Here is a 25,965-nt window from a genome sequence, read left to right as displayed (position 1 = left end):
ACCGAGGTCAGCCGCTTGCCCTCACCTCCACCGCGGCCGCCAGCGGGAGATCGCCGGCCGAGCGCCCGGCCAGCACCCGGTAGCGGCCGGGCTCCGTGCGCCAGGCGTGTTCCTCCGGCGACCAGTGCCGCAGCGCGCGGGCGGGGACGTGTACGCGCGCCGTGACCGTCTCTCCCGGCGCGGCCGAGACGGCCGCCCAGCCCGCGAGCCAGCGCACGGGCCGCTCCCGCTCCGATCCCGGCCGGGCGAGGTACACCTGGACGACCTCACGTCCCGGCCGGCGGCCGGTGTTGCGCACGTCGGCCCGCACGGTGAACGGAGCGCCCGCCTCGATCGCGGAGGGCACGCTCAGGTTCTCGTAGCACCAGGTCGTGTAGCCGAGGCCGTGACCGAACCAGTAGGCGGGCTCCCGGTGTTCACGCAGCCAGGCCCGGTAGCCGATGTGCAGCCCCTCGTCGTAGGCGAGCCGCCCCTGCTCCGGGCGGGTCCGGGTGACCGGCGCGTCGGTGAGGCCGGCCGCCCAGGTGGTGGGCAGGCGCCCGCCGGGCTCGGTCCGGCCGAACAGCACGTCGGCCAGTCCCGCACCCCCCTCCTGCCCGGGGAACCAGGTCAGCAGGACCGCGCCGGCCCGCGCGCGCCAGGGCAGTTCCACGGGTCCGCCGCTGTTCACGACCACCACCGTGCGTGGGTTGGCGTCCGCCACCGCCCGCACGAGGTCGTCCTGCCGGCCGCCGAGCGCGAGACCCGTCCGGTCGTGGCCCTCCGTCTCGCCCTGTTCCGTCGTGCCGACGACGACGATCGCCGCGTCCGCCTCCCCGGCCGCGCGCACCGCGTCGGCCAGCGCCTCCTCGGCGTCGGGGCCGGGCGGTGCGGCGCTGACGACCGTCGCCCGCCCGGTGCCGGCGGCCAGTGCGCGCCGCGCCACCACCTGGACGGTGCGCCCGGCGGTCAGGTGCACCCGGCCGTACCGGGCGGGCGGATGCACGTGGACGACTGCCGGGTCGTCGCTGTCCCGCGCGAAGTCACCGTCCACCACGGTGTGTTCGTCCACGGTGAGGCTCATCCGGCCGAAGCCGCCGATCCCGAGGGTCCACTCGCCCGTCGTCCTCGGCAGCAGCAGGGCGCTGATCTCCACCGTGTGCGCGGCGGGCACCAGCAGCGGCTCCAACTGCCGTCCCGAATCCCGGTGTTCGGCGTAGATCTCGGCTCCGGACGCGTCGAGCACGCGCAGCAGGACGCCGGGGACGCCCGAGCGGGGGTCGCGGCACAGGCTCATGTCGAGCGGTGGCGGGGGCTCGTCCGGCGGGGGCCCGGGCACGTGGACGACCCGGGCCCGGCCGCGCAGCCAGGACCGGATGCCGTCGAGCGGCGTGACGACGGCCGAGGGGAAGACGCCGGCGCTTCCGCCGCCCTGTACGCGCGGACGGGTGGCGTGCGTCCCGATCACGGCGACGGTGCCCAGTTCCTCCGGGTCCAGGGGCAGCACGTCGCGGTTGTGCAGCAGGACGGTGCTCGCGGCGACGGCACGGCGCAGCAGGCGTCGCGCGTCGCGGGAGCGGACCGGGGGCGCCGCCGCGCGCGGTCCGCCGAGCGCGCCGGCCCTGGCGGCGAGCCGCAGCAGCCGCCGTACCTTGTCGTCGACGGCCGCCCGCGGGACCGTCCCGGCCTCGACCGCGCGGACGAGCGCCTCCCCCCACGGTCCTTCCGGGCCCGGCATCGCGAGGTCGAGGCCCGCGCGGGCCGGTCCTGCCGTCGAGCGCACCGCGCCCCAGTCGGACACGACGACCCCGTCGAAGCCCCACTCCTCCTTGAGGGGCGTTGCCAGCAGTGAACTGGCGGTCATCGTGCGGCCGTTGACGGCGTTGTACCCGGCCATGACCACCCGGACGCCGGCCTCGACGGCCGCTTCGAACGGGGCGAGGTACACCTCTCGCAGGGCCCGCTCCCCGACGCGGACGTCGACGGTCAGCCGGTCGGTCTCGGAGTCGTTGGCGACGTAGTGCTTCGCGGTGGCGGCCACACCGTGTGCCTGGATGCCGCGGATCAGTGCGGCTCCGGTGCGGCCGGTCAGCTCCGGATCCTCCGCGAAGCACTCGAAGTGGCGCCCGCCGAGCGGACTGCGGTGCAGGTTGAGGGTGGGAGCGAGGACGACGTCCACGCTTTTGCGCCGGGCCTCGGCGGCGAGGAGGCCGCCGAGCCGCTCGACGAACTCCTCGTCCCACAGGGCGCCGAGCGCGGAGGCCGAGGGCAGCAGCAGCGAGGGATCACGCTCGTCCCACGCCTCACCGCGCACCCCGGCCGGCCCGTCCGACATCACCAACTCCCTGAGACCGACGGCCGGTTCGGCGCCGGTGCGCCAGGTCGTCGCACCGGTGAGCAGCCTGACCTTCTGCGGCAGGGTCAGTTTGTCGAGCAGGCGCTCCAGCTCTTCGTCGGTCATGGGTCCGAGGCCCGGGTCAGCGGTAGACGCCGAAGTGGTACAGCGAGTAGCCCCAGGCGGTTCCGCGTGCGGTCGCGTTCACCCGCACGTACCGTCCGGTACCGCTGACGTCCCAGTCGTCGACACCGCCGTTGCCGTCGCTCACCGTGCGGACGGTCTGCCAGTTCTGGCCGTCGTCGGAGGTCTGCACGGTGTAGGCCTTGGCGTACGAGGTCTCCCAGACGAGCTGCACGTGGGAGAACGTGGTGCGCGTCCCGAGGTCGACCCGGATCCACTGCGGGTCGCTCCAGTCGCTGGCCCAGCGCGTGTCGGGCTTGCCGTCCACGGCGTTGGCGGCCGGGCAGGGGCAGTCGCCTCCGGAGGGCTGGTACGAGGACGCGGTGGCCGGCCTGCCCAGCGCCAGGTCGATGCCGTTGACCGGCGGGGCGACCACCCGGACCGAGCGGGTCTCGACGCCCACATTGCCCTTGCCGTCGGTGGCCTTGACGTAGATCTTCCACACGCCGGGCCGGTCGGGCGCGGTGAACCTGAGCCTGCCGCCGCCCAGGTCGGTGGCGGGCAGCGGGGTGAGCTGCTTGCTCTGGTCGAGGTAGTTGCTGTTGGCCAGGACCTCGTAGGAGAGCGGGTCGCCGTCGGGGTCGGTGGTCCTCGCGGTGACGGTCAGCGCGCGGCCGGCCGGCACCCTGGCGGGGTCGGCGTCCAGGGCGAGTTCCGAGATGGCGGGCGGGGTGTTGTCCCGCGAGGTGTCCGCCCCGTATGCCTTCTTCACCGCGTAGTACGACAGGCGCTTCTGGCCGGCGGGCAGCAGGTTGAACCAGATGCCGCCGAAGTCGTACTCGGTGCCGTAGTGGAACATCGTGGCGCCCAGGGCGACTCCCTGGTGGCCTTTGACGCAGTTCCAGGCCCTGGTGTAGCCCTCGGCCTTGGCCCGGTCGGTGGGTTCCCGCGGTACGCCGTTGGCGTCGTCCGGGACCTCCCACTCCCCGGCCGGTCCGGTCTCGGTGACGATGTACGGCTTGGTGTAGCCGCCCTGTTCCCAGTTGGCCCGCACGTCGCACACGGCGTTGTAGGCGTTGACGGCGTACAGGTCGAGGTCGGGGGCGTTCCTCTTGTAGTAGGGCCAGGCACCGGTCCACGCGTCGGTCGAGGTGACCGGGTGGTTGGGGTCGACGGCGTGGATCTTCCTGGTGATGTCGTTGACGAGTGTGGTGTAGGCGTTGCGCTGGCGTTCCAGTTCGTCTCCGCTGTAGCAGTTCTGGAGTCCGAGCACCGACTCGTTGCCCACGTTCCACATCAGGACGCCGGGGTTGTCCCTGTAGGTGCCGGCCCACTTGGGGAACTCGTCGAGCACCCGGTTCTTGTACGCGGTGTCGGTGAGGTAGTCGACGCAGCCGCCGCTGCCGGGGCCGCCGCCGGGCTGGAGCCAGAAGCCGGCGATCACCTTGATGCCGTTCGCCGCCGCCGCGTCGAACAGGGGCTTGCTGGAGGCGTCGGTGCCCCAGGTGCGGATGGTGTTGACGCCCATGGACCTGAGATCGGGCAGGTAGCGGCCGGCGTCCGCGACGGCGGGCCCCCAGGTCAGTCCCTTGACCTGGTAGGGGCGGCCGTCGACGGACAGCTGCCAGTTGCCCTGCGAGCCGGTCACCCTGACGACGCTGCCCGCCGCGCGGGCCTCCTGCGCGGGCAGCGCGAGGGCACCCGCGGCGAGCAGGGTCGCCACGGCGGGCGCGGCGGCTCGTCGGGCGGCGGTACGGGATCTGGTCATGTCTGCCTCTCCGGTGTGCGGGTGGGGGGAGGCCCGGCCGGGCCGGCGGGGACCGGGCCGGCCGGGACCGTGCGGGTCAGGGGAGCCGGTAGTTCGCGTCCAGGGCCGCCCCGGCCTCGGGATGGGTCTGGTCGTAGCCGCGCGCGTCGCACTGGAGTCCGCCGACGACGCAGTGGCCGACGAGCGCCTTCAGCGTCGCGTCGTCCCACGCGTTGAAGAAGTCGTAGTGGAACGAGTAGGCCGGACCGCTCGCCAGCCTCACCTGTGAGAGGTCACCGTTGATTGGGAAGGCCATCTTGAACTCAATCATCGGCAGAGCGACCGGGTGGTCGGCGGGGCAGATGTTGTTGTTCGTGCCGGGATTGACGACCGGGTAGGCCATGTGGCTCTGGTGGTCGGGGCTGTCCAGGTACTTGCCGTCCCAGCAACTCGGCGCCTGGAAACGGATGTTGAGCTGGACGTCGGGCGTGGTCGGGCAGTTGGCGGGGAACTGCACGTTGAAGAAGCTGTTCCCGCACTCCCATCCCTCGACGAAGCCGCGGTGACTGCGGAACTGCTCTGCCGTCTGCATCGGGCTGCCGACCACGAACCGCAGCCCCTTGGGGAAGGACCGGACGCTGGTGTAGTCCGTGACGCCGGCCTTGTAGTAGATGACCTGGGGTCCGGTCGGCAGCACCGCCTGCGTCCCCTTGAACAGGGTGGGCATCCAGTAGGCCGACTTGTCACCGGGCGCCTTGCAGGTGGTGGAACCGCTGCCGAGCGAGGCGGTGCTGCTGGCCGCGTTCGTCGTCGTGTTGCCCATGAATGTGTGGTCGTGGGACCTGCCCGGCCGGCCCGGATAGACGATGGGATCGTCCGGCCTGGTGTGCGAGACCGAGCAGTTGGCCTGGAACTCGTGGAAGTAGCGGTGGGGCGGCTCCTTGGTGGAGGGCTGGACGCCGGTCACCTGCGGGACGGCGGGGATGTAGCCGTCGCCGTCCGGGTCGTCGGGCGAGGCGGCCGCCGACGCGGCCGTCACATGGTTGGCGTGCGAGACGGCGGCCGGTTCGGCGGCCCGGGTGGTGGTGAGCGTGTCGGCGCTCATGGCGACTCCGCCGAGGCCGAGCGAGGTCAGCAGCAGTGCGCCGCTGATCAGCATTCCTGAGACGATCTTCGATCTCCGTGCCATGGAGACCTCCTGCCACGTCGAGGGACGGTGGGGGTCGGGCGGCGGTGCACGGTGCTTCCGCGGCCGGCAGCGAGGGACGGTCACCTGTGCCGGAAACAGTCTGGGAGAGCGCTCTCCCGCCCTGGAGTGTTGTGGCGGTGACGCGGGAGTGTCAAGGGATCCGACGCAGTGCCATAGGAGCTGCGTCGCGCACCTCTTGAATGCAATCCCCGGCCGGGCGGAGGGACCCGAGGGACTGCCGGACACGCCGAACCTCATCAAACCCCCGCGTAGGCGCCGTTGGGTCCGCAACAACTCGCGGGACTCCGGTCGCAACTCTTGACGCGTCGTTCACGCGGATGAAGCATGCATCGGCGAGAGAGCGCTCCCAGACACCCCACACCGTTCATTTCCTGAACCAGGAGAGTCGCCCCCATGCCCCCTGCCCCCACAGGTCCCTCGTCTCCCGGCCCGTCCCCCCTCGCCCGGCGCACGATGCTCGGTGCCATGGCCGCCGCGGCGGCCGCGCCCGGACTCCTCGCACTGTCCTCACCCGCACAGGCGGCGCCGGACGCGGCCGGCGCCCTGCCCGGCGGCGGCGACCTCGGCCCGAACGTGATCGTCTTCGACCCCTCCACCCCCGGCATCCAGGCCAGGCTGGACCAGGTGTTCGCCCGGCAGGAGTCGGCGCAGTTCGGCACCGGCCGCTACGCGCTGCTGTTCAAGCCCGGCACCTACCACGGGCTCAACGCCCAACTCGGCTTCTACACCTCGATCGCGGGCCTCGGACTGTCCCCCGACGACACCACGATCAACGGTGACGTGACCGTCGACGCGGGCTGGTTCAACGGCAACGCCACCCAGAACTTCTGGCGTTCGGCCGAGAACCTCGCGCTCAACCCGGTCAACGGCACCAACCGGTGGGCCGTCGCGCAGGCCGCGCCCTTCCGCCGCATGCACGTGCGGGGCGGCCTCAACCTCGCCCCGAACGGCTACGGTTGGGCCTCCGGCGGCTACATCGCCGACTCGAAGATCGACGGCACGGTCGGCCCGTACTCCCAGCAGCAGTGGTACACCCGCGACAGCTCCGTCGGCGGCTGGACCAACGCCGTGTGGAACATGGTGTTCTCGGGCGTCCAGGGCGCACCGGCGCAGACCTTCCCGAACCCGCCGTACACGACGCTCGACACCACACCCGTCTCCCGGGAGAAGCCCTTCCTCTACCTCGACGGGAACAACTACCGCGTCTTCCTCCCCGAGAAGCGCACCAACGCGCGGGGCACCACCTGGGGCAACGGCACGCCGCGCGGCACCTCGCTGCCCCTCACCCAGTTCTACGTCGCCCGGCCCGGTGTCACCGCCGCCACCCTGAACGCGGCACTGGAGCAGGGCCTCCACCTGCTGCTCACCCCGGGGATCTACCACCTCGACCAGCCGGTCCAGGTCAGGCGGGCCAACACCGTGGTGCTCGGGCTCGGTTACGCCACACTGATCCCGGACAACGGCGTCACCGCCGTCAGGGTCGCCGACGTGGACGGCGTACGGCTCGCGGGCTTCCTGATCGACGCCGGACCGGTCAACTCCCCCACTCTGCTCGAAGTCGGGCCGGCCGGAGCCTCCGCGGACCACTCCGCCAACCCGACCACCGTGCAGGACGTGTTCATCCGGATCGGCGGCGCGGGCGCGGGCAGGGCCACCACCAGCATGGTGATCAACAGCCGGCACACCATCGTCGACCACACCTGGGTCTGGCGCGCCGACCACGGGACGGGGGTCGGCTGGGAGACCAACCGGGCCGACTACGGCATCCGGGTCAACGGCGACGACGTCCTGGCGACGGGCCTGTTCGTCGAGCACTTCAACAAGTACGACGTCCAGTGGTACGGCCAGCGCGGACGCACGATCTTCTTCCAGAACGAGAAGGCGTACGACGCCCCGAACCAGGCCGCGATCCAGAACGGCTCGATCAAGGGGTACGCGGCCTACAAGGTCGGCGACTCCGTGACCACGCACGAGGGCTGGGGTCTCGGCAGCTACTGCTATTACAACGTGGACCCGACGATCGTCCAGCACCACGGGTTCGCCGCGCCGAACAGGCCCGGGGTGAGGTTCCACAACCTGCTGGTGGTCTCGCTCGGCGGCAACGGCCAGTACGAGCGCGTCATCAACGACACGGGTTCACCGACCTCCGGCACCTCGACCGTGCCCTCCACGGTGGTGTCGTACCCCTGACGGACCCGGTCCCGCCCGCCGCCCCGCGTCACCGCGGCGGGCGGGACCGCGCCCGGCAACGCGAGCGGGTCCCGGCCGGAACACCGGCCGGAGCCGCACTCACGCGCAGCATCGGGCTCACCGCGAGCGGCCGCGCGGACGACGTGCGCCCCGGCGACGTCGGGCCGGACGTCCTGGCTCCTGTTCAGCCCGTCCTAGCCGATCCCGCTCGGTCGTCGGTCCTCGCCCTCGCGCGAAGACCGACCGGACGTCCCGCCGCGCGATGTGCCCACCTCGGTGGACGGGCATGGGCGCACTCGACAGGATCGACGTCCACAGCACGGTTCCAGGGACGAGAGGCGGGACGTACGGATGGCGAAGCACTGGGCCGACTTCCAGTACGAGATCTATCTCAACGGGATGACGGGGGCCGTGCCGCGGCTGCCCACCGATCTGACCCGGCTGGAGGAACTCACCGAGCAGCGGCTCGGTCCCGGTCCGGTCGGCTATGTCGCGGGCAGCGCGGGCAACGGCAGCACCGCCCGCGCCAACCGGGCCGCGCTGGAGCGGCGCAGGATCGTGCCGCGCATGCTCCGGGACGTGCACGAACGCGACCTGTCCGTCGAGGTGTTGGGGCGTACGCTGCCGGCGCCCCTGGCGCTCGCTCCGGTGGGCGTGCTGTCGATCATGCACCCGGACGCCGAGTCCGCCGCCGCCCGGGCCGCCGCCACCCAGGGCGTGCCTTTCATCCTGTCGTCGGCCTCCAGCACCCCCATGGAGGTGGTCGCGGAGGCGATGGGCGACGCGGAACGCTGGTTCCAGCTGTACTGGGCCAAGGACCGCGAGGTCACCCTGAGCTTCCTGCACCGCGCGAAAGCCGCCGGGTACACGGCGCTGCTGGTCACGCTCGACACCCCGATGCTGGCCTGGCGGCCCCGCGATCTCGACCAGGCGTACCTGCCCTTCCTGCACGGCGTGGGCACCGCCAACTACTTCTCCGACCCGGCGTTCCTGGCGGGTCTGGCCAAGCCGGTGCACGAGGACCCGAACGCGGCCGTCATGCACTTCGTGAGCATGTTCGCGGACCCCGGCAAGACCTGGCCGGACCTGGAGTTCCTGCGGGAGAACTGGGACGGGCCGATCGTCCTCAAGGGCGTGCTGCACCCGGACGACGCCCGCCGTGCCGCCAGTGCCGGGATGGACGGCGTCGTCGTCTCCAACCACGGCGGCCGTCAGGTGGCCGGTTCCGTCGCGGCAGCCGACGCGCTGCCCCGCGTCGTGGAGGCCGCGGGCGACCGGCTGGCCGTCCTGTTCGACAGCGGGATCCGCACCGGTGACGACATCTTCAAGGCGCTCGCCCTCGGCGCGCGGGCCGTCCTCGTCGGACGTCCCTACGCGTACGGGCTCGGACTCGACGGACAGGCGGGGGTCGAGCACGTGATCCGCTGCCTGCTCGCCGAGTTCGACCTGACTCTCGCCCTGTCCGGGCACGCGGCTCCCGCCACCGTCGGGCCCGACGACCTGGTCGAGGAAACCGCGTGACCACCGCGCCGCAGGGCTCGCCGCCGCCCCGCGCCCGGAGTCGGTCCAGTGCGCGAGTCAGGGTTTCGGTCGGTGGCAGGCCGCCCCGGGACGTGGTGCGTCAGGCCGTGCCGGACACGGCGCGCGGGCGGGTCCCGGACCGCTCCGGGGCCGCCCGCGCGCGTCGGCGCCTCAGAGACCGACGCCCGTCAGGACGTCGGGCAGTTGAACGGGCAACGGGAGCACGGGCGCACGGCCCGGGTCGTCCCCGACGGTCACGACCCGGTCCTCCCGGTAGCTCTCCGACGGTGCCTCCTCCGGAGCCGTCGAGGGGTCCGTCCCCCGTTCGTCCGGCTCCTCCGGCGCGTCGGCGGACGGTGGTGGAGTCGTGGAGGGCCGGGCCGGCGGGGTGGCGGTGCCGGCGATCGACAGCGAATCGGGGCCGGCCGGCGGGGCGTCGGTCACCCAGCGCTGGTCGTCGGAGCCGTCCCGGACCCTGGACACCACGTCCGCCTTCGGATCCGGGGCGACGGGTGTCACGGCCAGTTTCTCGTTCCAGCGGGGCCGCAACTCGCCCTGGGCGGTGAGGTCGTAGCGCACGTCGTCGGCGCGCTTCGCGCTCTCGGCGGCGCAGCGGCCCAGAACGACGAGTCCGGAGGCGTCCGCGTGGGAGTCCAGGCACAGTTCGGGGGCGGCGACGCTGCGCATCAGGCCGTCCCGCTCGTAGGACCACTGCTGGGTCCAGGCGGCGGAGCACACCGCGAGGGCCGTCCCGGTGCCGGTCTCGGCCTTGCCGCCCCGCACGTCCAGGCACAGGTCGGCGGCGAGATTGCGCAGCCGGGTCTGCCTGAGAATGGTGGGCAGGCCGGCCGAGTCGGGCGGCGACGATCCGGCGGGCGGGGCCGGAGAGGCCGGGCCGGGTGAGGCCGCGGTGTGGCCGCCGGTCGCGCTGGTGGAGGCGGCCGGGTCGGCGCCGCCGCCGTCGTCCGACCACATGCCGGCGGCGAGCACGGTCACGAGGACGGCGGCGGAGGCGATTCCGACACCGGTGACGACGGTCTTCGCGTCGAGCCCGCGCGGCGGGGGGCGGTGGCCGGGCGCGGTGAACTGGGACAGCAGCCGATGGCGTCCGCCGCCTGCCGCCCGTCCACGTCCGCCGCCGGGGCGTCCGCCGCCGCGCGGACCGTCACCGCGCGGACCGTCGCGGTCGCCGGGGGCAACCGCGTTCGTCCGCGTCCCCCGTCCGGCGCGGCCCGGACGGGATTCGAGGTAGCGCCGCGCGCCCCAGCCGAGGACGGATTCGGCGAGCAGCGTGCCCAACCCGCCCTCGAAGTGGCTCAGTTGTTCGGCGGCGAATCGGCAGTAGCGGCACTCCAGCAGATGTTGCTGGACATCGGGCAGCAACGCGCCGCCGCGCCGAATGGGAACGTCCAGCAGCCTGTTGTAGAAGCGGCATTCCTTGGTCGGCGCGAGTTCCTGATGGGCGCGTACACAACCCGCACGGAATTGCTCGCGTGCCTGCTCCAGTGCGGCGGATGCGGTGCCGGCATCCAGCCCGGACAGACCGGCCGGTACGGATATGGGCTCGGCTTCGACCTCGGTGTGCCACAGCAGGCACTGGGCAAGTCCCGGCAGCCCCAGGAAAGCGCGCTGGGCGAGCGTGCGGTTCTCGGGTGGCGTGGACTTCGCCGCTCGCAGGCCGCGCCCGCCAGCGGGTTTCCTCAGCTGCGGCAGAGCGGCCGATATCGGCCCCTTGCCGGCCCATTCCCTGACCGTGTCCCGGACCGTGACGAGGAGCAGGGGCCGCAGGGCGGCGCCGGACGCGCCCCGGGTCAGCTCGTCCAGTACCTGGTGGAAGGAGGCGGCGGCCACCATCGAGGCGACGTTCGCCGAGGAGGCGAGGCAGACGACGGAGTAGTCGTACGCCGACTGCCAGTGCCGCGCCATGAGCAGGGCGACGGGGTGGGGAGTCCCGTCCTCCGCCCGGTTGCTCAGGCGGGCCGCCAGGATTTCGTCGGATTCACCGACAGGGGGTCCGGGCCGAGGCGGATAGGAAGGCCGTGGGGGGTGGGGGGTGTGCACAGAGCGGATTCCTTCCAGGGCTCACCCCGGCAAGAGTTCAGCTTGCCCGAATGGCCCCTCGTTGGTGCGTACCTTTTCGGTGAGCGCCGGGAAAGCAGCCGGGGACGGGCCGCGCGACGACCGTCTGCCGAGGGCGTTTCGAGCCGGTCGACGGCCTGAAATACCGGACGGTGAATCAGACCTGGTCATTGCCCCCTGCGCAGGGAGTTCACCCTCGCACACGTCGCGTTGGGCCAACAAGGCACTTGGGCAACTTCCGCCGCAATTGAAAATCAGTCAGCAAGGGCCGCATCTCCGCGGATCGCACCGGCTTTCGATATTCCGAACGCCCCGTGCGAACCGCTCGCCCACGCCGGCGCCCCGCGCACGCTCCCGGCGCGCGGAACGCCGCGGGCCCACCGGGATCCGGCCTGCCCTCGGGCGGCGGCCCCGAGGGCGGGAGCCCGCAGGACTTGTCGCCGTGACTGGAGGTCGCGCGTCGGCGCCCGGCGTGCGGTTCTCACCGGCGTCCCAAAACTTTCGCAGGCCGGGTGCCGGACCCCGCCACCCACTAGGCTTGGTACGCGAGTGACGCGCTTGTTCACTGTGGGTGTGCGCAAGGGAGTGGCGACGATGGGCCGGGTCCTTCCCTTCGACGAGTCGGCCTCCGCACGGGCCGTCGTCGACGAGAACGGCGTCGTGCGCCACTGGAACGAGGGCGCGCGCCGGCTGCTCGGCCATGCGCCCGGCGACGTGGAGGGCCGCCCCGCCGCGGCCTTGCTGGCCCCCGGCGGCGTGCCCGCGCCGCCCGCACCGGACGACGGCCGCTGGAGCGGCACACTCGATCTGCGCCACCGCGACGGCGGCTTTCGGACTGTGAGCGTGCTCGCCCACCACAGACGCACCGAGACCGGCGGTCCGGGCGAATGGCTCCTGGTCAGCGCGCTGGAGGGCGGTGCCCGCCGCCCCGCGGACGACCTCCTCCTCTCGGCCGCCCTGGCCCAGTCCCCCTGCGCGACGGCCGTCTACGACGAACAGCTGCGGCTCCGGGCGATCAACGACGCGATGGCCGAGGTGGTCGGCCTCCCCGAGGACCGGATCCGCGGGCTGCGGGCCCCCGAGATCAGCGGCACCCCGGAGAGCGGCGACGTCGAACGGCGGATGCACGACGTGCTCGTCTCCGGTGTCCCCCGCGACGTGGAGGCGTATCTGCGGGCGGGCGGCGAGGAGCACGCCCACGCCTGGCTGGCACGCATGACCCGGCTCACCGACGCCGGCGGCCGGGTGCTCGGCGTGTGTCTGTCCGCCCACGACTTCAGCGACCAGTTCCGCTCCCGGGAACGGCTGCGCCTCGTCAACGAGGCCAGCGTCCGCATCGGCACCACCCTCGACGTGACCCGCACGGCCCAGGAACTCGCCGACGTCTGCGTCCCCGCGCTCGCCGACTTCGTCAGCGTCGACCTGCTGGAACCGGTGGACCAGTCCGGCGAGCCCACCCCCGCCCCGGTCACCGCGCCCGTGACGCTCCGCCGCGCCGCCCACCGGTCGGTGAACCCGGGCGCCCCCGAAGCCGTGGTCGAGCTCGGCCGGACGGACGTCTACCCCGCTTCCTCGCCCCAGGCGGACTCCCTGCTGGCCGCGCGGACCATCGTCGCACCGGACGAGACCGCCGCCCTCGCGGACTGGCTGTCCTGGGACCGCCGGCGCGGCGAGCGGGTCGCGGAGCACGGCATCCACGCCACGATGTCCGTCCCGATCCAGGCGCGGGGCGCGACCCTGGGCGTGGCCGTCCTCAGCCGGTTCCGCCGACCGGACCCCTTCACCTCCGAGGACGTCCTGCTCGCCGAGGAGATCACCGCCCGGGCCGCGGTGTGCATCGACAACGCCCGCCGCTTCTCCCGCGAGCGCGAGACCGCGCTCGCCCTCCAGCGCAGCCTGCTGCCGCGCAACCTTCCCCGCACCGCCGGCGTCCAGGCGGCGTCGCGCTATCTGCCCGCGGCACGCGCCGGCGTCGGCGGCGACTGGTTCGACGTGATCCCGCTCTCCGGGATGCGCGTCGCCATGGTCGTCGGTGACGTCGTCGGCCACGGGATCCAGGCGTCGGCGACCATGGGGCGGCTGCGCACGGCGGTGCGGACCCTCGCCGACATCGACCTTGCGCCCGAGGAACTGCTGACGCACCTCGACGACCTCGTCGTACGGCTGTCGGCGGAGGCGGGCAGCGACGGCACCACCGGCGAGGTCGGCGCCACCTGCCTGTACGCGGTGTACGACCCCGTCTCACGACGGTGCGCCGTCGCCCGGGCCGGCCACCCGCCGCCGATCCTGATTCCGCCCGGCGGACCGTGCCGGCAGCTCGCCGTGCCGGCCGGACCGCCGCTGGGGCTCGGCGGGATGCCCTTCGAGTCCGCCGAGTTCGAGCTGGCCGAGGGCAGCGTGCTCACGCTGTACACCGACGGTCTCCTGGAGAGCCGCGAGCGGGACCTGGACACCAGCCAGCAGCTGCTCCGCGACGTGCTGGCGCGGTACTCGGGCTCCCTGGACGACACCTGCCACGAGGTCCTGCGGAGCCTGCTGCCCCCGGGCGGCGCCTCCGACGACGTGGCCCTGCTGCTCGCCCGCACCCGCGGGCTGCCCGCCTCCCAGGTGGCGGCCTGGGACGTCCCCGCCGACCCCTCCCTCGTCGCCCCGGTCCGCAAGCACGTCGTGGAGCAGCTGGACTCCTGGGGCCTGAGCGATGCCGGGTTCACCGCCGAACTGGTGGTCAGCGAGCTCGTCACCAACGCCATCCGGTACGGGGAGCATCCGATCCGGCTGCGTCTCATCCACGACGAGACCACCCTCATCTGCGAGGTGTCCGACAGCAGCCACACCGCTCCCCACCTGCGCCGGGCCAGGACCTTCGACGAGGGCGGCCGGGGGCTGCTGCTGGTGGCCCAGCTGACGCAGCGCTGGGGCAGCAGGCACACGGCCGACGGCAAGACGATCTGGGCGGAGATCGCGCTGCTGGAGGAGTGAGCGGGCGGTGAGCGGTCGGTCCGGCCGGACAGACGGCGGCCCCTGCTGAGGCCGGACGGCAGGGGGCCGCGGTGGCCGGGTGGCGGCGGCTGCTTTCATGGACGGGCACCAGGAACCACGCCCGGAGGACCGAACCCTGAACACCCCGCTCGCCGAGGCCCTGTCCGTCGTCCTGCTCGTGGCGGTCCTGGTCTGCGCGGTGATCCGTCCCTTCGGCCTGCCCGAGGCCGTCGTGGCGGTCCCGGCGGCCGGCCTCGCCGTCGCCACCGGCGCGATCTCCTGGGAGCACGCCCGCGCCGAGAGCGCGCATCTGGGACCGGTCGTCGGCTTCCTGGCCGCGGTACTGGTGCTCGCCAGGTTCTGTGACGACGAAGGCCTCTTCCAGGCGTGCGGGGCGTGGATGGCCCGCTGGGCGGCGGGCCGGCCCGGGCGGCTGCTGACCGCCGTGTTCGTACTCGCCTCGGCGATCACCGCCGTGCTGAGCCTGGACGCCACCATCGTGCTGCTCACCCCGGTGGTTTTCGCCACCGCCGACCGGATGGGCGTCCGCCCCAAGCCCCACGTGTACGCCTGCACTCACCTGTCGAACACGGCGTCGCTGCTGCTGCCGGTGTCGAATCTGACCAATCTCCTGGCGTTCACGGCCAGCGGGCTGAGTTTCACCCGCTTCGCCGCCCTGATGGCGCTGCCCTGGCTGGTCGCCATCGGCGCGGAGTACGTGGTGTTCCGGCGCTTCTTCGCCCGCGACCTGACCGCCGCCGCCCCCACGCCGAGCACCGGGACGCCGCCCGAGGTCCCCCTGTTCGCGCTGGTCACCGTGGGCTGCACGCTGGCGGGGTTCGTCCTCGCGTCCGTCATCGGCGTCGATCCCGCGTGGTCCGCGCTGGCCGGGGCGACCGTGCTGGCCGTACGGGCGCTCGTCCGCCGGCGCACCACACCGCTCGCGGTGGTACGCGCCACCGCGCCGGCCTTCCTCGCCTTCGTGCTGGCGCTGGGCATCGTCGTACGGGCGGTGGTCGACAACGGCCTGTCCGACGCCCTCGGCCGACTCCTCCCGGACGGGACCGGACTCCTCTCGCTCCTCGGCATCGCCGCGCTGGCCGCCGTACTCGCCAACCTGATCAACAACCTGCCCGCGGTCCTCGTGCTGCTGCCGCTGACCGCCGCGTCCGGCCCGGGTGCGGTGCTGGCCGTCCTCCTCGGCGTCAACATCGGGCCGAACCTGACCTACGCCGGCTCCCTGGCGACCCTGCTCTGGCGGCGTATCGTGCACGAACACGACCACGGCGTCGGTCTCGGGGAGTTCACCCGGCTCGGTCTGCTCACCGTGCCGGCCGCGCTGATCCCCGCCGTGGCGGCACTGTGGACGGGACTGCAACTCTTCGGAGGCTGAGGGACATGCGGGTGATCGCCTGGCTCGTCGAGGGGACCTGGCCCGCGTGCGTGGACGCCGTGCGCGACCACGCGCCCCGGGCGACGGACGTGGTCCTGCTGCACGTCGAGGAACCGGATGTGGCCGACCTCGCGCACGGTGCCTTCGCGGGCCTGCTCGGGCGCGGCCGTCAGGACCGTGATCCCGGCGACCGCCTGGCGGACCTGGGCAGCGCGTCGGCCGCACGGCTCCTGGCCGCGGCGGCGGAGCGGTTCGGTGGCCCCTGCACCCGGCTCGAACGCACCGGCCGCGCCGAGCGTGAGGTGGTCGCCGCGGCGGAGGGCGCCGGCCTGCTGGTCCTGGCCCGCGACGGCGACCGCGCCGGGCTCGGCCCGCACAGCCTCGGGCCCGCCGGGCGTTTCGTCGTCGACCACGCGCCCTGTCCGGTGCTGCTGGTCTGGCCGGAACCGGCACCCGACCTTGCGACCCTGCCACCGCCGCCTCCCCACGTCTGAGGGGCCCGCGGCGCCCCGGGGGAGCCGTCAGCGGCGGCCGCCCCAGCCCCAGCCGTCCCGGCCCCACCAGCCGCCGTGTCCGCCCCACGTGCAGTCGGCACGGGAGCAGGTGTCCCAGCCGGGACGTGCGGGTGTCCCGGCCGAGGGGGTCGCCGAGGGCGTGGGCGCGGGCGTGGTGGCCGGTGCGGGGGTCCGCGCAGGCTCCGGAGCCCTGGGCACCCGTGCCGTCGGCTCGTCGGCGGGGTCCCAGTCGACCGTCTTCAGCCGCAGCCTGTCCGCCGACGTGTCGGTCAGCCAGCGCTGCACGGCCGACGTGTCCGCCCGGGGCTTGAGGACCAGGGCCGCGTCGCTCCGGCCGGAGGCGGGCGTCAGCGCGAGGTCCTGGTTCCACCGGGGTACGAGCGTGCCCTGGAGGGTGAAGTCGTAGCGCACGTTCCTGGTCCCGGGCTTCGACGCTCCCGTGCACCTGCCGAGGACGACCGTGTAGCCGAGGTGGGAGTCGAGGCACAGGTCGGGAACGGCGCGGCTGCGCAGCAGCCCGTCGCTCTCGTACACCCACTGCTGGTTCGCGGACGGGCCGCAGGGCACGAGGACCGCCTCCGCGCCCGCCACCGGCTTCCTGTGGTCCAGGCCGACGCACAGTCCGCTCGCGGTGTTGCGGAGCCTGCCACGGAGGGTGCCGACGGGTCCGCCGTCCGCGGCCCCCACCCAGGCGGGCGGCACGTCGGGATCCGCCTCCGTGCCCGAGCCGCGCTCCCCGGCCGGCCGGCCGGGGACGTCGGCGGCGTCGTCGTCCGACCAGGGCCCGGCCCACACGGCCAGGGGGACGAGGACACAGGCGCTCACCGTCAGGACGGCCAGGGCGAGATGCCGGCGCCGACGTGTGCGCCGCAGCGCACGCAACGCCGCCGAACGGGACCCGAGGGCCGGCGCGGAGACGGCGCTCCCGGGCCCGGACGCCCGCTCCGAGGAGGCTCCGCGGTGTCCGGAGGGGGCGAGCGTCTCCGTCGCCGTGGCACGCGGGCCCACCGATTCGTCCGCCGTGGCGCGCGCATCGGCCGACTCGGCGTCTCCCGCCGATCCCGCGGTGGGGTCGGCCGCCGTACGGACGGTGTGGCCGGCCGTGCCCGCATCCGTACGGCGGCTTCGGGGCGGGGTGCCCGGCGCCGTGCCGCTCGCCGTGCCGGGGAACGGCGCTCCGGGCGCCTCGACGGCGTCGTTGTCGGGGACCGGGCGCGGCCTCCCGGCGCCGCCCGACCCGTGCGACGGGGCGCGTCGCGCACGGGGACTTGGCCCCGCGCCGGGGTGCGTACCGGCCTGCGTGGTGGTGTCGGCGAACGCCTCGCCGCCGAGCATCGCGCCGGACGCGGCCCCCGCCGCCGCCCCTGCGGTGGCGTCGGTCTCCGGCGCGGCGCGGCCGGGGCGGGTGTCGAGGTAGGCCTGGGCGCCCCAGCCGAGCACCGCCTCGGCCAGCAGGGCGGCGAGCCGGCCGTCGCGGTGGTTCAGCTGGTCGACGGCGTGGGCGCAGTGCCGGCACCCGGTCATGTGGTCGCGCAGGTCGGGGTCGAGAACGTTGTCGTCACGTCGCAGTGACACGTCCAGCAGGCGGCTGTAGCGCCGGCACTCCTGGTCGGGGGCGAGCTCGCGGTGGACGTCGAGACAGCCTTCGCGCAGGAGCGAGCGGGCCCGCTCCAGCTTGACCGCGGCGTCCTCGGCCGCCAGACCCAACAGGGCGGCGGGCGCTTCGAGTTGCTCGGCCTCGACCTCCGCGTGCCACAGCAGGCAGCGGGCGGGTGCCCCGAGGCGCTGGAACGCCCGGGAGATCAGGCGTCTCGTGTCGGAGGGAAGGAGCCGGCTCGCGGCGCGCTCCCCTTCCTCGGCGGCGGAGCGCAGGACGGGATGGAGCAGCTCCCGGCGGTGGTCGGCGTCCCACTCCGCCGCGATGCGCCGTACGGCGATCAGGACTTCGGGCCGCCATGCCGCCGTCGGACCGCTTCCGCGCAGGGCTTCCTCGAAAAGGCGGGTGAACGCGGCCGTGGTCAGCATTCCGGCCGGATGGGGCCCCTGCGTGCACAGGCGCGCATAGGAGTGGGCGGCTTCCCAGTGGCGGGTGAGCAGTTCTCCTACGGGATGGTGCGTGGGCCCTTTTCCCGCGTGCCTCTTCAGTTCGGAGGCCAGTTGTTCGTCCGTCAGTTTGAACGCCGGACCGGGGGCGGGGAAATTCGGGGGGACCACGGCATTCACGTTCACTTTCCTCCCAAAGCCCGTGCGGCGATAAGTCTGTACCAGAGTTCCGCAGCGGGGGGTCACCGAAAGGCTTGTGCGTGCAGGGGGAAACGAACATTGGCCGCACGCCGTCGGGCAAGGCACACCTTTGCACAGGCCACGGGGACGGAACAAGAGATCACGGAACTTTGGCGATACGTCCGGGGATCGTCGAGTTGACGCATTGTCAGCAAGCCCCGGCCGGGGCGCTTTCCCGTTCTCGCCGTTCCCCGGAGTGTGCGAGCGTGACGGCCTTACTCGCCCAGTACGTCCCGGAGTTGGGCCCGGGCGGTGATGCCGAGCTTGGGGAAGATGCGGTAGAGGTGGAATCCGACCGTGCGGGGTGAGAGGAAGATGCGCTCGCCGATCTCACGGTTGGTGAGACCGGTGGCCGCGAGCCGGGCGATCTGCAGTTGCTGCGGGGTGAGTTCGGTGAGGGCGTCGGAGGCCGGTGCTTTCCCCGGGGTGACACCGGCGGCACGCAGTTCCGCGAGGGCACGCTCGCGCCAGGGCCGGGCGCCCAGCCGCTCGAAGACGTCGAGCGCCGCGGCGAGCAGCGGGCGCGCCTCGACGGAACGGCGCCTGCGGCGCAGCCATTCCGCGTAGTCGAGACGGACCTGCGCCCGCTCGAAGGGCCACTGGTCGCCCTGCGGGTCGGCGAGCGCGGCGAGGAAGTGCCGCTCGGCGCCGTCCGGTTCGGCCAGGAGCGCGTTCGCCCGGTGCACGATCGCGTCGAGCCGTACGGACACCTCGCCCGCCGCGAGCCGCGTGCGCACGGCGTCGAGGACGAGCCGTGCGTCCTCGGTCCGTCCCGTCCGTACGGCGGCCGCGGCGAGGTCGGCCAGGTAGTAGTCGGAGGCGTGGAAGTGCAGGGGCGCGGGCTCCGGGTCCTGGGTGTAGACCGCGCGGAACCGGCCGTAGGCCGCCGCGTGGTCGCCCTCGGCCAGTGCGGCGGCGCCCAGTGCGTAGTGGGCCCGCACCTGCAGGCTGCGGCAGGCGGGCAGGTCGATGCCGCGGGCGGCGCGCTGCACGGCCGCGCGTGCCTCCTCCGTGTCGCCGCGCAACGCGAGCAGGGTGGCGCCGAGGACCGGCGAGCCGACGGCCACGTTCTCCAGGCCCGCCTCCGCGGCGGTGCGGTACGCCTCGTCGAGGGCTTCCCGGCACGCGGTCCAGGAGCCGCTCTCGTACAGGGCGAGCGCGAGGGCCTGGGCCACGGTGGCGTTGGCCCCGGCCGTCGGGGAGCGCCGCAGGTGTTCCAGGGCGGCACCGAGCAGCCGTACCGCCTCGGCCGTCTCGTCCAGGACCCAGGCGGCCGCGCCCGCGACGATCAGGCGCGACAGGCGTTCGTCGGACGAGCCGTCGGCCACGCCGGCCACGGGTGCGGTCCACGTCGTGGACCGGAGCAGCTCCAGGGCGCGGGCCCGGTGCGGCAGCGGGTCACAGCCGGCCAGGATCCACAGCCGTCCCGACTCGTCCTCCTGGGGAGGCACGCGCTCGGCGGTCCGCAGGATCTTCTCGCGGTGCGCGGAGCCCCCCGCGTTGTAGGCGGGTGTGGTGGCGGTGCTGAGTGCGTCCAGGGCGAGTCCGGGGTTCACGTCGACCGCGGCCTCGGCGACGGGCAGCAGGAAGCCGAGCGAACCCTCGAACTGCGTCGTCACGGCGAGCGCCCAGCCCGCTCTGAGCGAGGCCTCGGCCAGCACGGCCGGGTCCTCGGTGATCGCCGCGACCCGGGAGGCGATCTGGCCCACCCAGCGCGGGTGTCCGGCGTACATCGCCATGGTCGCCGCGCGCACCAGGCGGCGCGCGCGCCTGTCGGGGTCGGGGGTGAGCAGGGCCGCCCGCTCCAGTGCGGTGGCGGCCGCCGCGTATCCGCCGCGGCGCTGGGCACGGGACGCGCTGTCCACCAGTTCCCGGGCGGCCTCCTCGTCGACGCCCGACACGGCGGCGGCGCGGTGCCAGGCCCGGCGGTCGGGTTCGCCGTCGAGCACGTCGGCCAGTGCCCGGTGGGCGGCGTGGCGTTCGGCGTAGGTCGCGGCCTGGTAGACGGCGGAGCGGATCAGCGGGTGCCGGAAGCGGATGTGACCGTCGTCGATGCGGACGAGCCCGGCGTGTTCGGCGGGCAACCAGTCGTCCGGGGTCGCCGGGCGGCCCGCGGCCGTCGTGGCCGCGGCGGAGAGGATGACGGGCAGCTCGGCCGTCTCGGCGGCCGCGGCGAGGAGCAGCAACTGCCGTGTGAGCGACGGCAGTCCGGGCAGTTCCGCGGCGAAGATGGCCTGTAGCCGGTCGGTGAGCGGGAGCGTGCCGTCCTGGGCGGCGGCCGGATCACGTCCGGCGGACCGGGCCAGTTCCACCAGGGCCAGCGGCACGCCCGCGGCCTGCTCCAGGATCCGGGAGCGGGCCCGCCCGGCCGGCGGCTGGGGCTGGACGTCCAGGAGCCGGCCCGCCGCCGCCGGGTCGAGCGGTTCGACCGGCAGCGTGCGGGCCTCGTGTGCGAAGGGTGCGGGTACGGCGCCGTCGCGGGCCGCGACGAGCACGGTGAGCGGCTCCCCTTCGAGGCGCCGGGCGACGAAGGCGAGGACGTCGAGCGTGCCGACGTCCAGCCAGTGGGCGTCGTCGACCACGAGCAGCAGCGGGCCCCCGTCCGCCGCGTCGGAGAGCAGCGTCAGGGTGCCCAGTGCGATGAGCAGGGGGTCGGCGTCGGGGTCCGCGGTCTCCTCGATGCCGAACACACCGAGCAGTGCGGTGCGTTGACGCGGGGGAAGGCCGTCGGCCAGGTGCAGGACCGGCCGCAGCAGCTGGTGGAGCCCGGCGAAGGGGAGTTCCGACTCGCCCTCGCAGCCGCGACAGCGCAGCACCCGTGCTCCGGCCTGGGCGGCCAGGCGCGCGGTGGCGTCGAGGAGCACGCTCTTGCCCAGTCCGGGGCCGCCCGTCACCAGCAGGACGTGCGCGGCCGGCTCGTTCACCAGCCCGGCGAGCAGCGCCAGTTCGTGCTCGCGGCCGACGATCCACTCGTCACCCACGGATGTCGTCACCGGTGTCATGAGGCGAACCCGAGGATCAGGTCGGCGACGGCCCGCGGGTTCTCCAGTGGCATCGCATGGGTGGCGTCGATCCCGGCGACCGTCACGTCGGGCCGCCGCTCGGCCAGTTCGGCGAGGTCCCGGGCGAGTCCCTTCGCGAACGCGGCCGTCAGCCCGTCGTACCGGTCGGTGCCCGGGACGGGCGCGTCGGGCCGCAGCGCACGGACGAGCAGGAGCGGCTGGGCCGTTCGCCGGAAGAGGTCGAACGGGTCGAGCGAGTCGATCGCGGTCAGCATCTCCAGCGCGTGCTCGCGCTCGGGCCGCAGCTCCAGCCGGCCGTCGGCCCGTTCATGGGTGGCGCGCAGGATCCCGGCCTCCAGCAACTCGTACGGGACGCCCAGTCGTTCGGACAGGACGCGTTGCTGTGCGAGCAGGTCCTTGAGTCCGTCGTGCGGGAGCGGCCGGCCCGACATCCCGGCCACGAGGTCTCTCAGCTCCGCGAGGCGTTCCCCGACGTACCCGGGGTCGAGATCCACGTACTGGTCGGGGCGGCCCCACCCGTACCCGTCCAGGTTCACGGCGCCCGGGGTGACGCCGGGGTGCTCCAGCGCGTGAAGGACGGCGAGCAGGCCACCGAGGGAGTGTCCGACCGGCAGCGCGTCCGGGATGCCGTACTCGTCCAGGACGGCGTCGAGGTCGCGGAGCACCTCGGGCAGGCTCCATGCTCCCGACGGTGAGAGACCGTGTCCGCGCAGATCCACGGCGAGCACCCGGTGCCGGTGGACGAGCATCGGAGCGACGGCCGCCCAGTCGGCGAGCGTGCGTCCCGCGCCGTGCAGCAGGAGCAGGGGCGGACCGTCGCCTCCGTGGTCGTGCACGGCCAGTGCGCTGCGGTCTTTCGTCATGTCATGACAATAAGGCCTCGGCTTCGGGTCGCAGAATGAGGTCGAGCGTGGCCAGCGGACCGTCCGGGGACTGCTGGAGGCGGCCGCCGCCGGCCAGTGGGCCGAGATCGACCGCCGCCCAGCCGGCGCGCCGGGCGAGACGGGCGATCCGGCCGTTGGCGCCGGGGTGGTTCCCGGAGAGGAAGATCACACGGCGTCCGCCGGAGGTGCGGGGGTCGGCGGCGAGCAGGACCGGGGGCAGGGTGTTGAACGCCTTGACCAGGCGCGCACCGGGCACCAGGCAGGCGACGACCTCGCTGGAGGTGCCTTCGCGGAGGCCGGGCGGCAGGGGGCCGCCCGTGTCGTGGCCGGACGGCCCGAGCGGGCCGGACGAGGCGGACGACGAGGCGGGGAGGGCGGGCAGGCCGGACGAGCCGGGCCGCTCGAGAAGGCCGGACCAGCCGAGGGGACCGGGCGGGCCTGGCGGGTTGGTGGTGTCGATGACGATCCGCTCCTGCCAGTCGGACGACTGTGCGGCCTCCACCGCCTCCCGCAGCCGTCGCCACGGCACGGCGAGAACGACGATCTCCCCGGCGGCGGCGTCCTCGACCGTCCCGGCCGTCACCCCGGGCCCGAGGGCGTGGACGAGTCCCCCGAGCGACCGCGGGCCCCGGCTGTCGCTGATGACGACGTGCTCACCGGCGGCCAGGAACCGTACGGCGAGGGCCTGGCCGACCGCTCCGGCCCCGATGATTCCGATGGGCATGACGTGCCTGCTCTCCCGTGGCGTGCGCGGCCCCCTCGGCGTGCGCACCGGCCAGCATCGGGCACGGGCCCGGGCGGCGCTTCTGTCGGGTGACCGGATTCCGTGGCGGGGAACGGCCCTTGACGCGGACGGACCCGCACGCTTGGATCATGGCGTGCCGTGGTGCGACCCGGCACACAGAGGTGCGCCCAGCCGGTAGCGGACTCGGTCCAAGCCCGGCCACAGTCGCCAGGATCGCGGACGCGTCCGAGGCGGGGTCGTACTCGCGATTGATGGAGCGCACATGCCCGTCAGGCGCGTCACCCGCGTCCGGCCCGTCAGGACCCTGGCCGCGGCACTGGCCGTACTTGCCGTGCTCACCGGCTGCGACGGCGGCGCCACGCAGAATCCCTCGGCGCAGCCGACACGGGCCGGCGTCCGCCTTCCCCCGCCCGGTGCCGGCTTCGACTACCAGATCGGCGGCGCCTATCCCCCGCCGGCCGGTGTACGCGTCGTCAGCCGCGACCGTTCGTCGCCGCCCGCGCCCGGCCTCTACAACGTCTGTTACGTCAACGCATTCCAGGCCCAGCCGGCGGAGCGGGGGTCGTGGCCGGCGGATCTGCTGCTGCGTGACGCGGACGGCAAGGTCGTCATGGACCGCGACTGGAACGAGGCACTGCTGGACATCGGCACGCCGGCCAAACGCAAGCGGGTGGCCGCGCGCGTCAACCGGTGGATCGACGGCTGCGCCGCCAAGGGCTTCGACGCGGTCGAGCCGGACAACTACGACAGCTACACCCGTTCCCGGCACCTGCTGACCGCCGACGACGCCGTCGCGTTCGCCGGGCTCCTGTCGGCGCACGCGCACGCCCGGCACCTGGCCATCGGGCAGAAGAACACGGTCGAGCTGGCCGGACGGCGGTCCCGGGCGGGGCTCGACTTCGCGGTGGCGGAGGAGTGCGGGGAGTACGACGAGTGCGGGGCCTACGCGAAGGCCTTCCGGGACCGGGTGCTCGTCATCGAGTACACCGACCGTGGTCTGCGCAAGGCGCGTGCGCACTTCGGGGGCCGGCTGAGCATCGTGCGCCGGGACGTGCTGGTGTCCACGCCGGGCGACGCGGACTACGTCCGCCGGACCCGCTGAGGGAAACGCCCGAACACCGGCGGCCAGCGGGGCCGTCGCCCCGGCCGGCCATGAGGCGCCGCGGTCGGCCGGACCTCAAGCGGGCGGCGTGAGCAGGTCCAGGGCCCGTTCCCAGCGGAAGTCCCGGCGCGCGCCGTCCTCCTGCGGTCCGCCCGCGTACGGGTCGCCGAACCGGACGCCCATGCCGGCCAGCCGCTCGACGCTCGCGCGGTAGGCGGGGTGGGCGGCCAACGCCTCGTTCACACAGGGCAGTACGGAGATGGGGACGCCGAGGCCGTACGCCTCGCACAGGGTTCCCAGGGCGAGGGTGTCACAGATGCCCGCGGCCCACTTGTTGACGGTGTTGAAGGTGGCCGGCGCGACGGTCACCGCGTCGGGGGCCGGGAACGGGCGGGGGTCGCCGGGTGAGCGCCAGGCGGAGCGGATCGGGCGGCCGGTGCGGGCCTCGACGGCCGCCGTGTCGAAGAAGCCGAGCGCCGGCGGGGTGGCCATCACGCCGACCTCCCAACTCCGTTCCCGGGCCGCGGTGATCAGGGTGCCGACGTCCTGAGCGACACCGGCCGCGCAGACGACGACGTACAGGAAGGGCTTCTCGGTGGGTTCGCTCACCCGGGCACCCCAATGACCTGGCCCAGGGGGAGGTCGGCTCCCCGTTCCGTCTCCGAACGCGGGCCACGGATCCGGCGGTCCTTCTCCTCGATCCGTACGTCGTTGATGCTCGCCTCCCGGCGCGTCATCAGGCCGTGCTCGTCGAACTCCCACAGTTCGTTGCCGTACGAGCGCCACCACCGGCCGTCGGTGTCGCGGGACTCGTACTGGAAGCGTACGGCGATGCGGTTGCCGTCGAAGGCCCAGAGGTCCTTGCGCAGCGCGTACTCCGACTCCCGCGCCCACTTGACGGTCAGGAACTCCACGATCTCGGCGCGGCCCCGCACGAAGGTGTCGCGGTTGCGCCAGACCGAGTCCTTCGAGTAGGCGAGCGAGACCCGGTGGGGGTCGCGGGTGTTCCAGGCGTCCTCGGCCGCCTGGACCTTCTGGGCCGCGCTCTCGCGGGTGAAGGGCGGAAGCGGCGGACGGTCACTCATGGCGTGCTCCTCGTCGGGGGGGGGGCCGCACACCGGGAGAACGGCCGTTCTCCCGGTGGCTGCTAACGTAGAGAACGATGGTTCTCGCGTCAAGGAGTGGACTCCGCATGGACAGCACGGCCGCCCGCGAGCAGGCACTCTCCCTCGCGCGGGAACAGGCGCTGGACGCCGCCGAGGAGCTGTTCTACGGGCGCGGCATCCAGAGCGTCGGCATGGACGACGTCCGCACCGCGTCGGGCGTCTCGCTCAAGCGGCTCTATCAGCTGTTCCCCGCCAAGGAGGTGCTGGTCGAGGCGTATCTGGAGCGGCGTGACGTCCGGTGGCGCCGGCGTCTCGCCGCGCACGTCGACCGGCACGAGGGGCCGGCCGAGCGCGTTCTCGCGGTCTTCGACTGGCTGGAGCGGTGGTTCGGCGAGCCCGGGTTCCGCGGCTGCGCGTGGATCAACTCGTACGGGGAGCTGGGGGCCGCCTCACCGCGCGTGGCCGCCCAAGTTTGCGCGCACAAGCAGGCGTTCAAGGACTATCTGGTGACGCTGGTGGCCGAGGCGGGGGTGCCGGTCGCTGTCGGCGAGCAGGTACACGTGCTCGCCGAGGGTGCCATGGTCACCGCGGGCATCGAGCGGAACACGGCACCTGCCGCGAGTGCCCGCGAGGCCGCCCGGGTGCTGATGGCCGCCTGCCGTTAGCGCGGGCCCGTCGGCGAAGGCCTGCGGCTCGCACCGCAGGCGGTGTGCGACAGCCGAACCGGCCCGGTCCGTAGCGGGCCGGGCCG

General features: G+C 73.7%; 17 protein-coding genes. 7 read left to right on the top strand and 10 right to left on the bottom strand.

Going from position 1 to position 25,965, the window contains the following annotated elements; genetic code table 11:
- Nucleotides 1–7: 7 nt before the first annotated feature.
- The 3 genes from AC0ZLC_RS17335 to AC0ZLC_RS17325 all read right to left on the bottom strand — a co-directional run bounded on the left by AC0ZLC_RS17335 (nt 8) and on the right by AC0ZLC_RS17325 (nt 5,373).
- Entirely contained in the window at nt 8–2,440 is a 2,433-nt protein-coding gene (locus tag AC0ZLC_RS17335; protein WP_476752854.1) for a glycoside hydrolase family 3 C-terminal domain-containing protein, read from the bottom strand.
- A 16-nt stretch (nt 2,441–2,456) separates the two neighbouring features.
- The gene (locus tag AC0ZLC_RS17330; RefSeq protein WP_476752853.1) at nt 2,457–4,205 is read right to left on the bottom strand and encodes a discoidin domain-containing protein; all 1,749 of its coding nucleotides are present in this window, start codon (nt 4,203–4,205) and stop codon (nt 2,457–2,459) included.
- Nucleotides 4,206–4,281: 76 nt separating this feature from the next.
- Nucleotides 4,282–5,373 (bottom strand): DUF1996 domain-containing protein, encoded by a 1,092-nt coding sequence (locus tag AC0ZLC_RS17325; RefSeq protein ID WP_476752852.1) that lies wholly within the window; start codon nt 5,371–5,373, stop codon nt 4,282–4,284.
- A gap of 414 nt (nt 5,374–5,787) precedes the next feature.
- On the opposite strand from AC0ZLC_RS17325, the gene AC0ZLC_RS17320 reads away from it, so the two are divergent.
- Both AC0ZLC_RS17320 and AC0ZLC_RS17315 read left to right on the top strand, forming a co-directional pair.
- Nucleotides 5,788–7,584: a coagulation factor 5/8 type domain-containing protein gene (locus AC0ZLC_RS17320; protein WP_476752851.1), complete on the top strand. Its 1,797-nt coding sequence runs from the start codon at nt 5,788–5,790 to the stop codon at nt 7,582–7,584.
- Nucleotides 7,585–7,935: 351 nt separating this feature from the next.
- Nucleotides 7,936–9,105, top strand: coding sequence for a lactate 2-monooxygenase (locus AC0ZLC_RS17315; RefSeq protein ID WP_476752850.1), 1,170 nt, complete (start codon nt 7,936–7,938; stop codon nt 9,103–9,105).
- 171 nt (nt 9,106–9,276) lie between these two features.
- Here AC0ZLC_RS17315 and AC0ZLC_RS17310 read toward each other — a convergent pair whose 3' ends face one another.
- Nucleotides 9,277–11,166, bottom strand: a complete 1,890-nt coding sequence (locus tag AC0ZLC_RS17310; RefSeq protein ID WP_476752849.1) for an RICIN domain-containing protein — start codon at nt 11,164–11,166, stop codon at nt 9,277–9,279.
- 612 nt (nt 11,167–11,778) lie between these two features.
- On the opposite strand from AC0ZLC_RS17310, the gene AC0ZLC_RS17305 reads away from it, so the two are divergent.
- The 3 genes from AC0ZLC_RS17305 (at nt 11,779) to AC0ZLC_RS17295 (ending at nt 16,050) form a co-directional block, all read left to right on the top strand.
- A complete protein-coding gene (locus tag AC0ZLC_RS17305; protein ID WP_476752897.1) occupies nt 11,779–14,163 on the top strand; it encodes a SpoIIE family protein phosphatase in 2,385 nt (794 codons plus the stop codon).
- Between the two features lie 97 nt (nt 14,164–14,260).
- A complete protein-coding gene (locus tag AC0ZLC_RS17300; RefSeq protein ID WP_476752848.1) occupies nt 14,261–15,556 on the top strand; it encodes an arsenic transporter in 1,296 nt (431 codons plus the stop codon).
- Between the two features lie 5 nt (nt 15,557–15,561).
- A complete protein-coding gene (locus tag AC0ZLC_RS17295; protein ID WP_476752847.1) occupies nt 15,562–16,050 on the top strand; it encodes a universal stress protein in 489 nt (162 codons plus the stop codon).
- A 27-nt stretch (nt 16,051–16,077) separates the two neighbouring features.
- On the opposite strand, the gene AC0ZLC_RS17290 is transcribed toward AC0ZLC_RS17295, so the two are convergent.
- From AC0ZLC_RS17290 to AC0ZLC_RS17275, 4 genes are all read right to left on the bottom strand, one after another.
- Complete coding sequence (locus AC0ZLC_RS17290) at nt 16,078–18,285, bottom strand: RICIN domain-containing protein (RefSeq protein ID WP_476752846.1); 2,208 nt, start codon at nt 18,283–18,285, stop codon at nt 16,078–16,080.
- 284 nt (nt 18,286–18,569) lie between these two features.
- Nucleotides 18,570–21,347 carry a helix-turn-helix transcriptional regulator gene (locus AC0ZLC_RS17285; protein ID WP_476752845.1) on the bottom strand — a complete coding sequence of 926 codons (2,778 nt, stop codon included), beginning with the start codon at nt 21,345–21,347 and terminating at the stop codon, nt 18,570–18,572.
- Between the two features lie 5 nt (nt 21,348–21,352).
- Nucleotides 21,353–22,240 carry an alpha/beta fold hydrolase gene (locus tag AC0ZLC_RS17280; RefSeq protein WP_476752844.1) on the bottom strand — a complete coding sequence of 296 codons (888 nt, stop codon included), beginning with the start codon at nt 22,238–22,240 and terminating at the stop codon, nt 21,353–21,355.
- A gap of 1 nt (nt 22,241) precedes the next feature.
- Complete coding sequence (locus AC0ZLC_RS17275; protein ID WP_476752843.1) at nt 22,242–22,985, bottom strand: NADPH-dependent F420 reductase; 744 nt, start codon at nt 22,983–22,985, stop codon at nt 22,242–22,244.
- Nucleotides 22,986–23,268: 283 nt separating this feature from the next.
- Between AC0ZLC_RS17275 and AC0ZLC_RS17270 the strand changes: the two genes are divergently transcribed.
- Nucleotides 23,269–24,108 carry an endo alpha-1,4 polygalactosaminidase gene (locus tag AC0ZLC_RS17270; protein WP_476752842.1) on the top strand — a complete coding sequence of 280 codons (840 nt, stop codon included), beginning with the start codon at nt 23,269–23,271 and terminating at the stop codon, nt 24,106–24,108.
- A gap of 75 nt (nt 24,109–24,183) precedes the next feature.
- Here the strand turns inward: AC0ZLC_RS17270 and AC0ZLC_RS17265 are convergent, their stop codons facing one another.
- A complete protein-coding gene (locus AC0ZLC_RS17265) occupies nt 24,184–24,717 on the bottom strand; it encodes a flavoprotein (protein ID WP_476752841.1) in 534 nt (177 codons plus the stop codon).
- On the bottom strand, nt 24,714–25,193 hold the full coding sequence (locus AC0ZLC_RS17260) for a nuclear transport factor 2 family protein (protein WP_476752840.1): 480 nt from the start codon (nt 25,191–25,193) through the stop codon (nt 24,714–24,716). The genes AC0ZLC_RS17265 and AC0ZLC_RS17260 overlap by 4 nt, the downstream gene beginning before the upstream one ends.
- A gap of 107 nt (nt 25,194–25,300) precedes the next feature.
- Between AC0ZLC_RS17260 and AC0ZLC_RS17255 the strand changes: the two genes are divergently transcribed.
- On the top strand, nt 25,301–25,879 hold the full coding sequence (locus AC0ZLC_RS17255; protein WP_476752839.1) for a TetR/AcrR family transcriptional regulator: 579 nt from the start codon (nt 25,301–25,303) through the stop codon (nt 25,877–25,879).
- Nucleotides 25,880–25,965: the final 86 nt, after the last annotated feature.

Source organism: Streptomyces sp. GLSS-08 (assembly GCF_056387915.1).
Note: the sequence above shows the minus strand (reverse complement) of the source record. Positions and strands in the feature narration are given on the sequence as shown.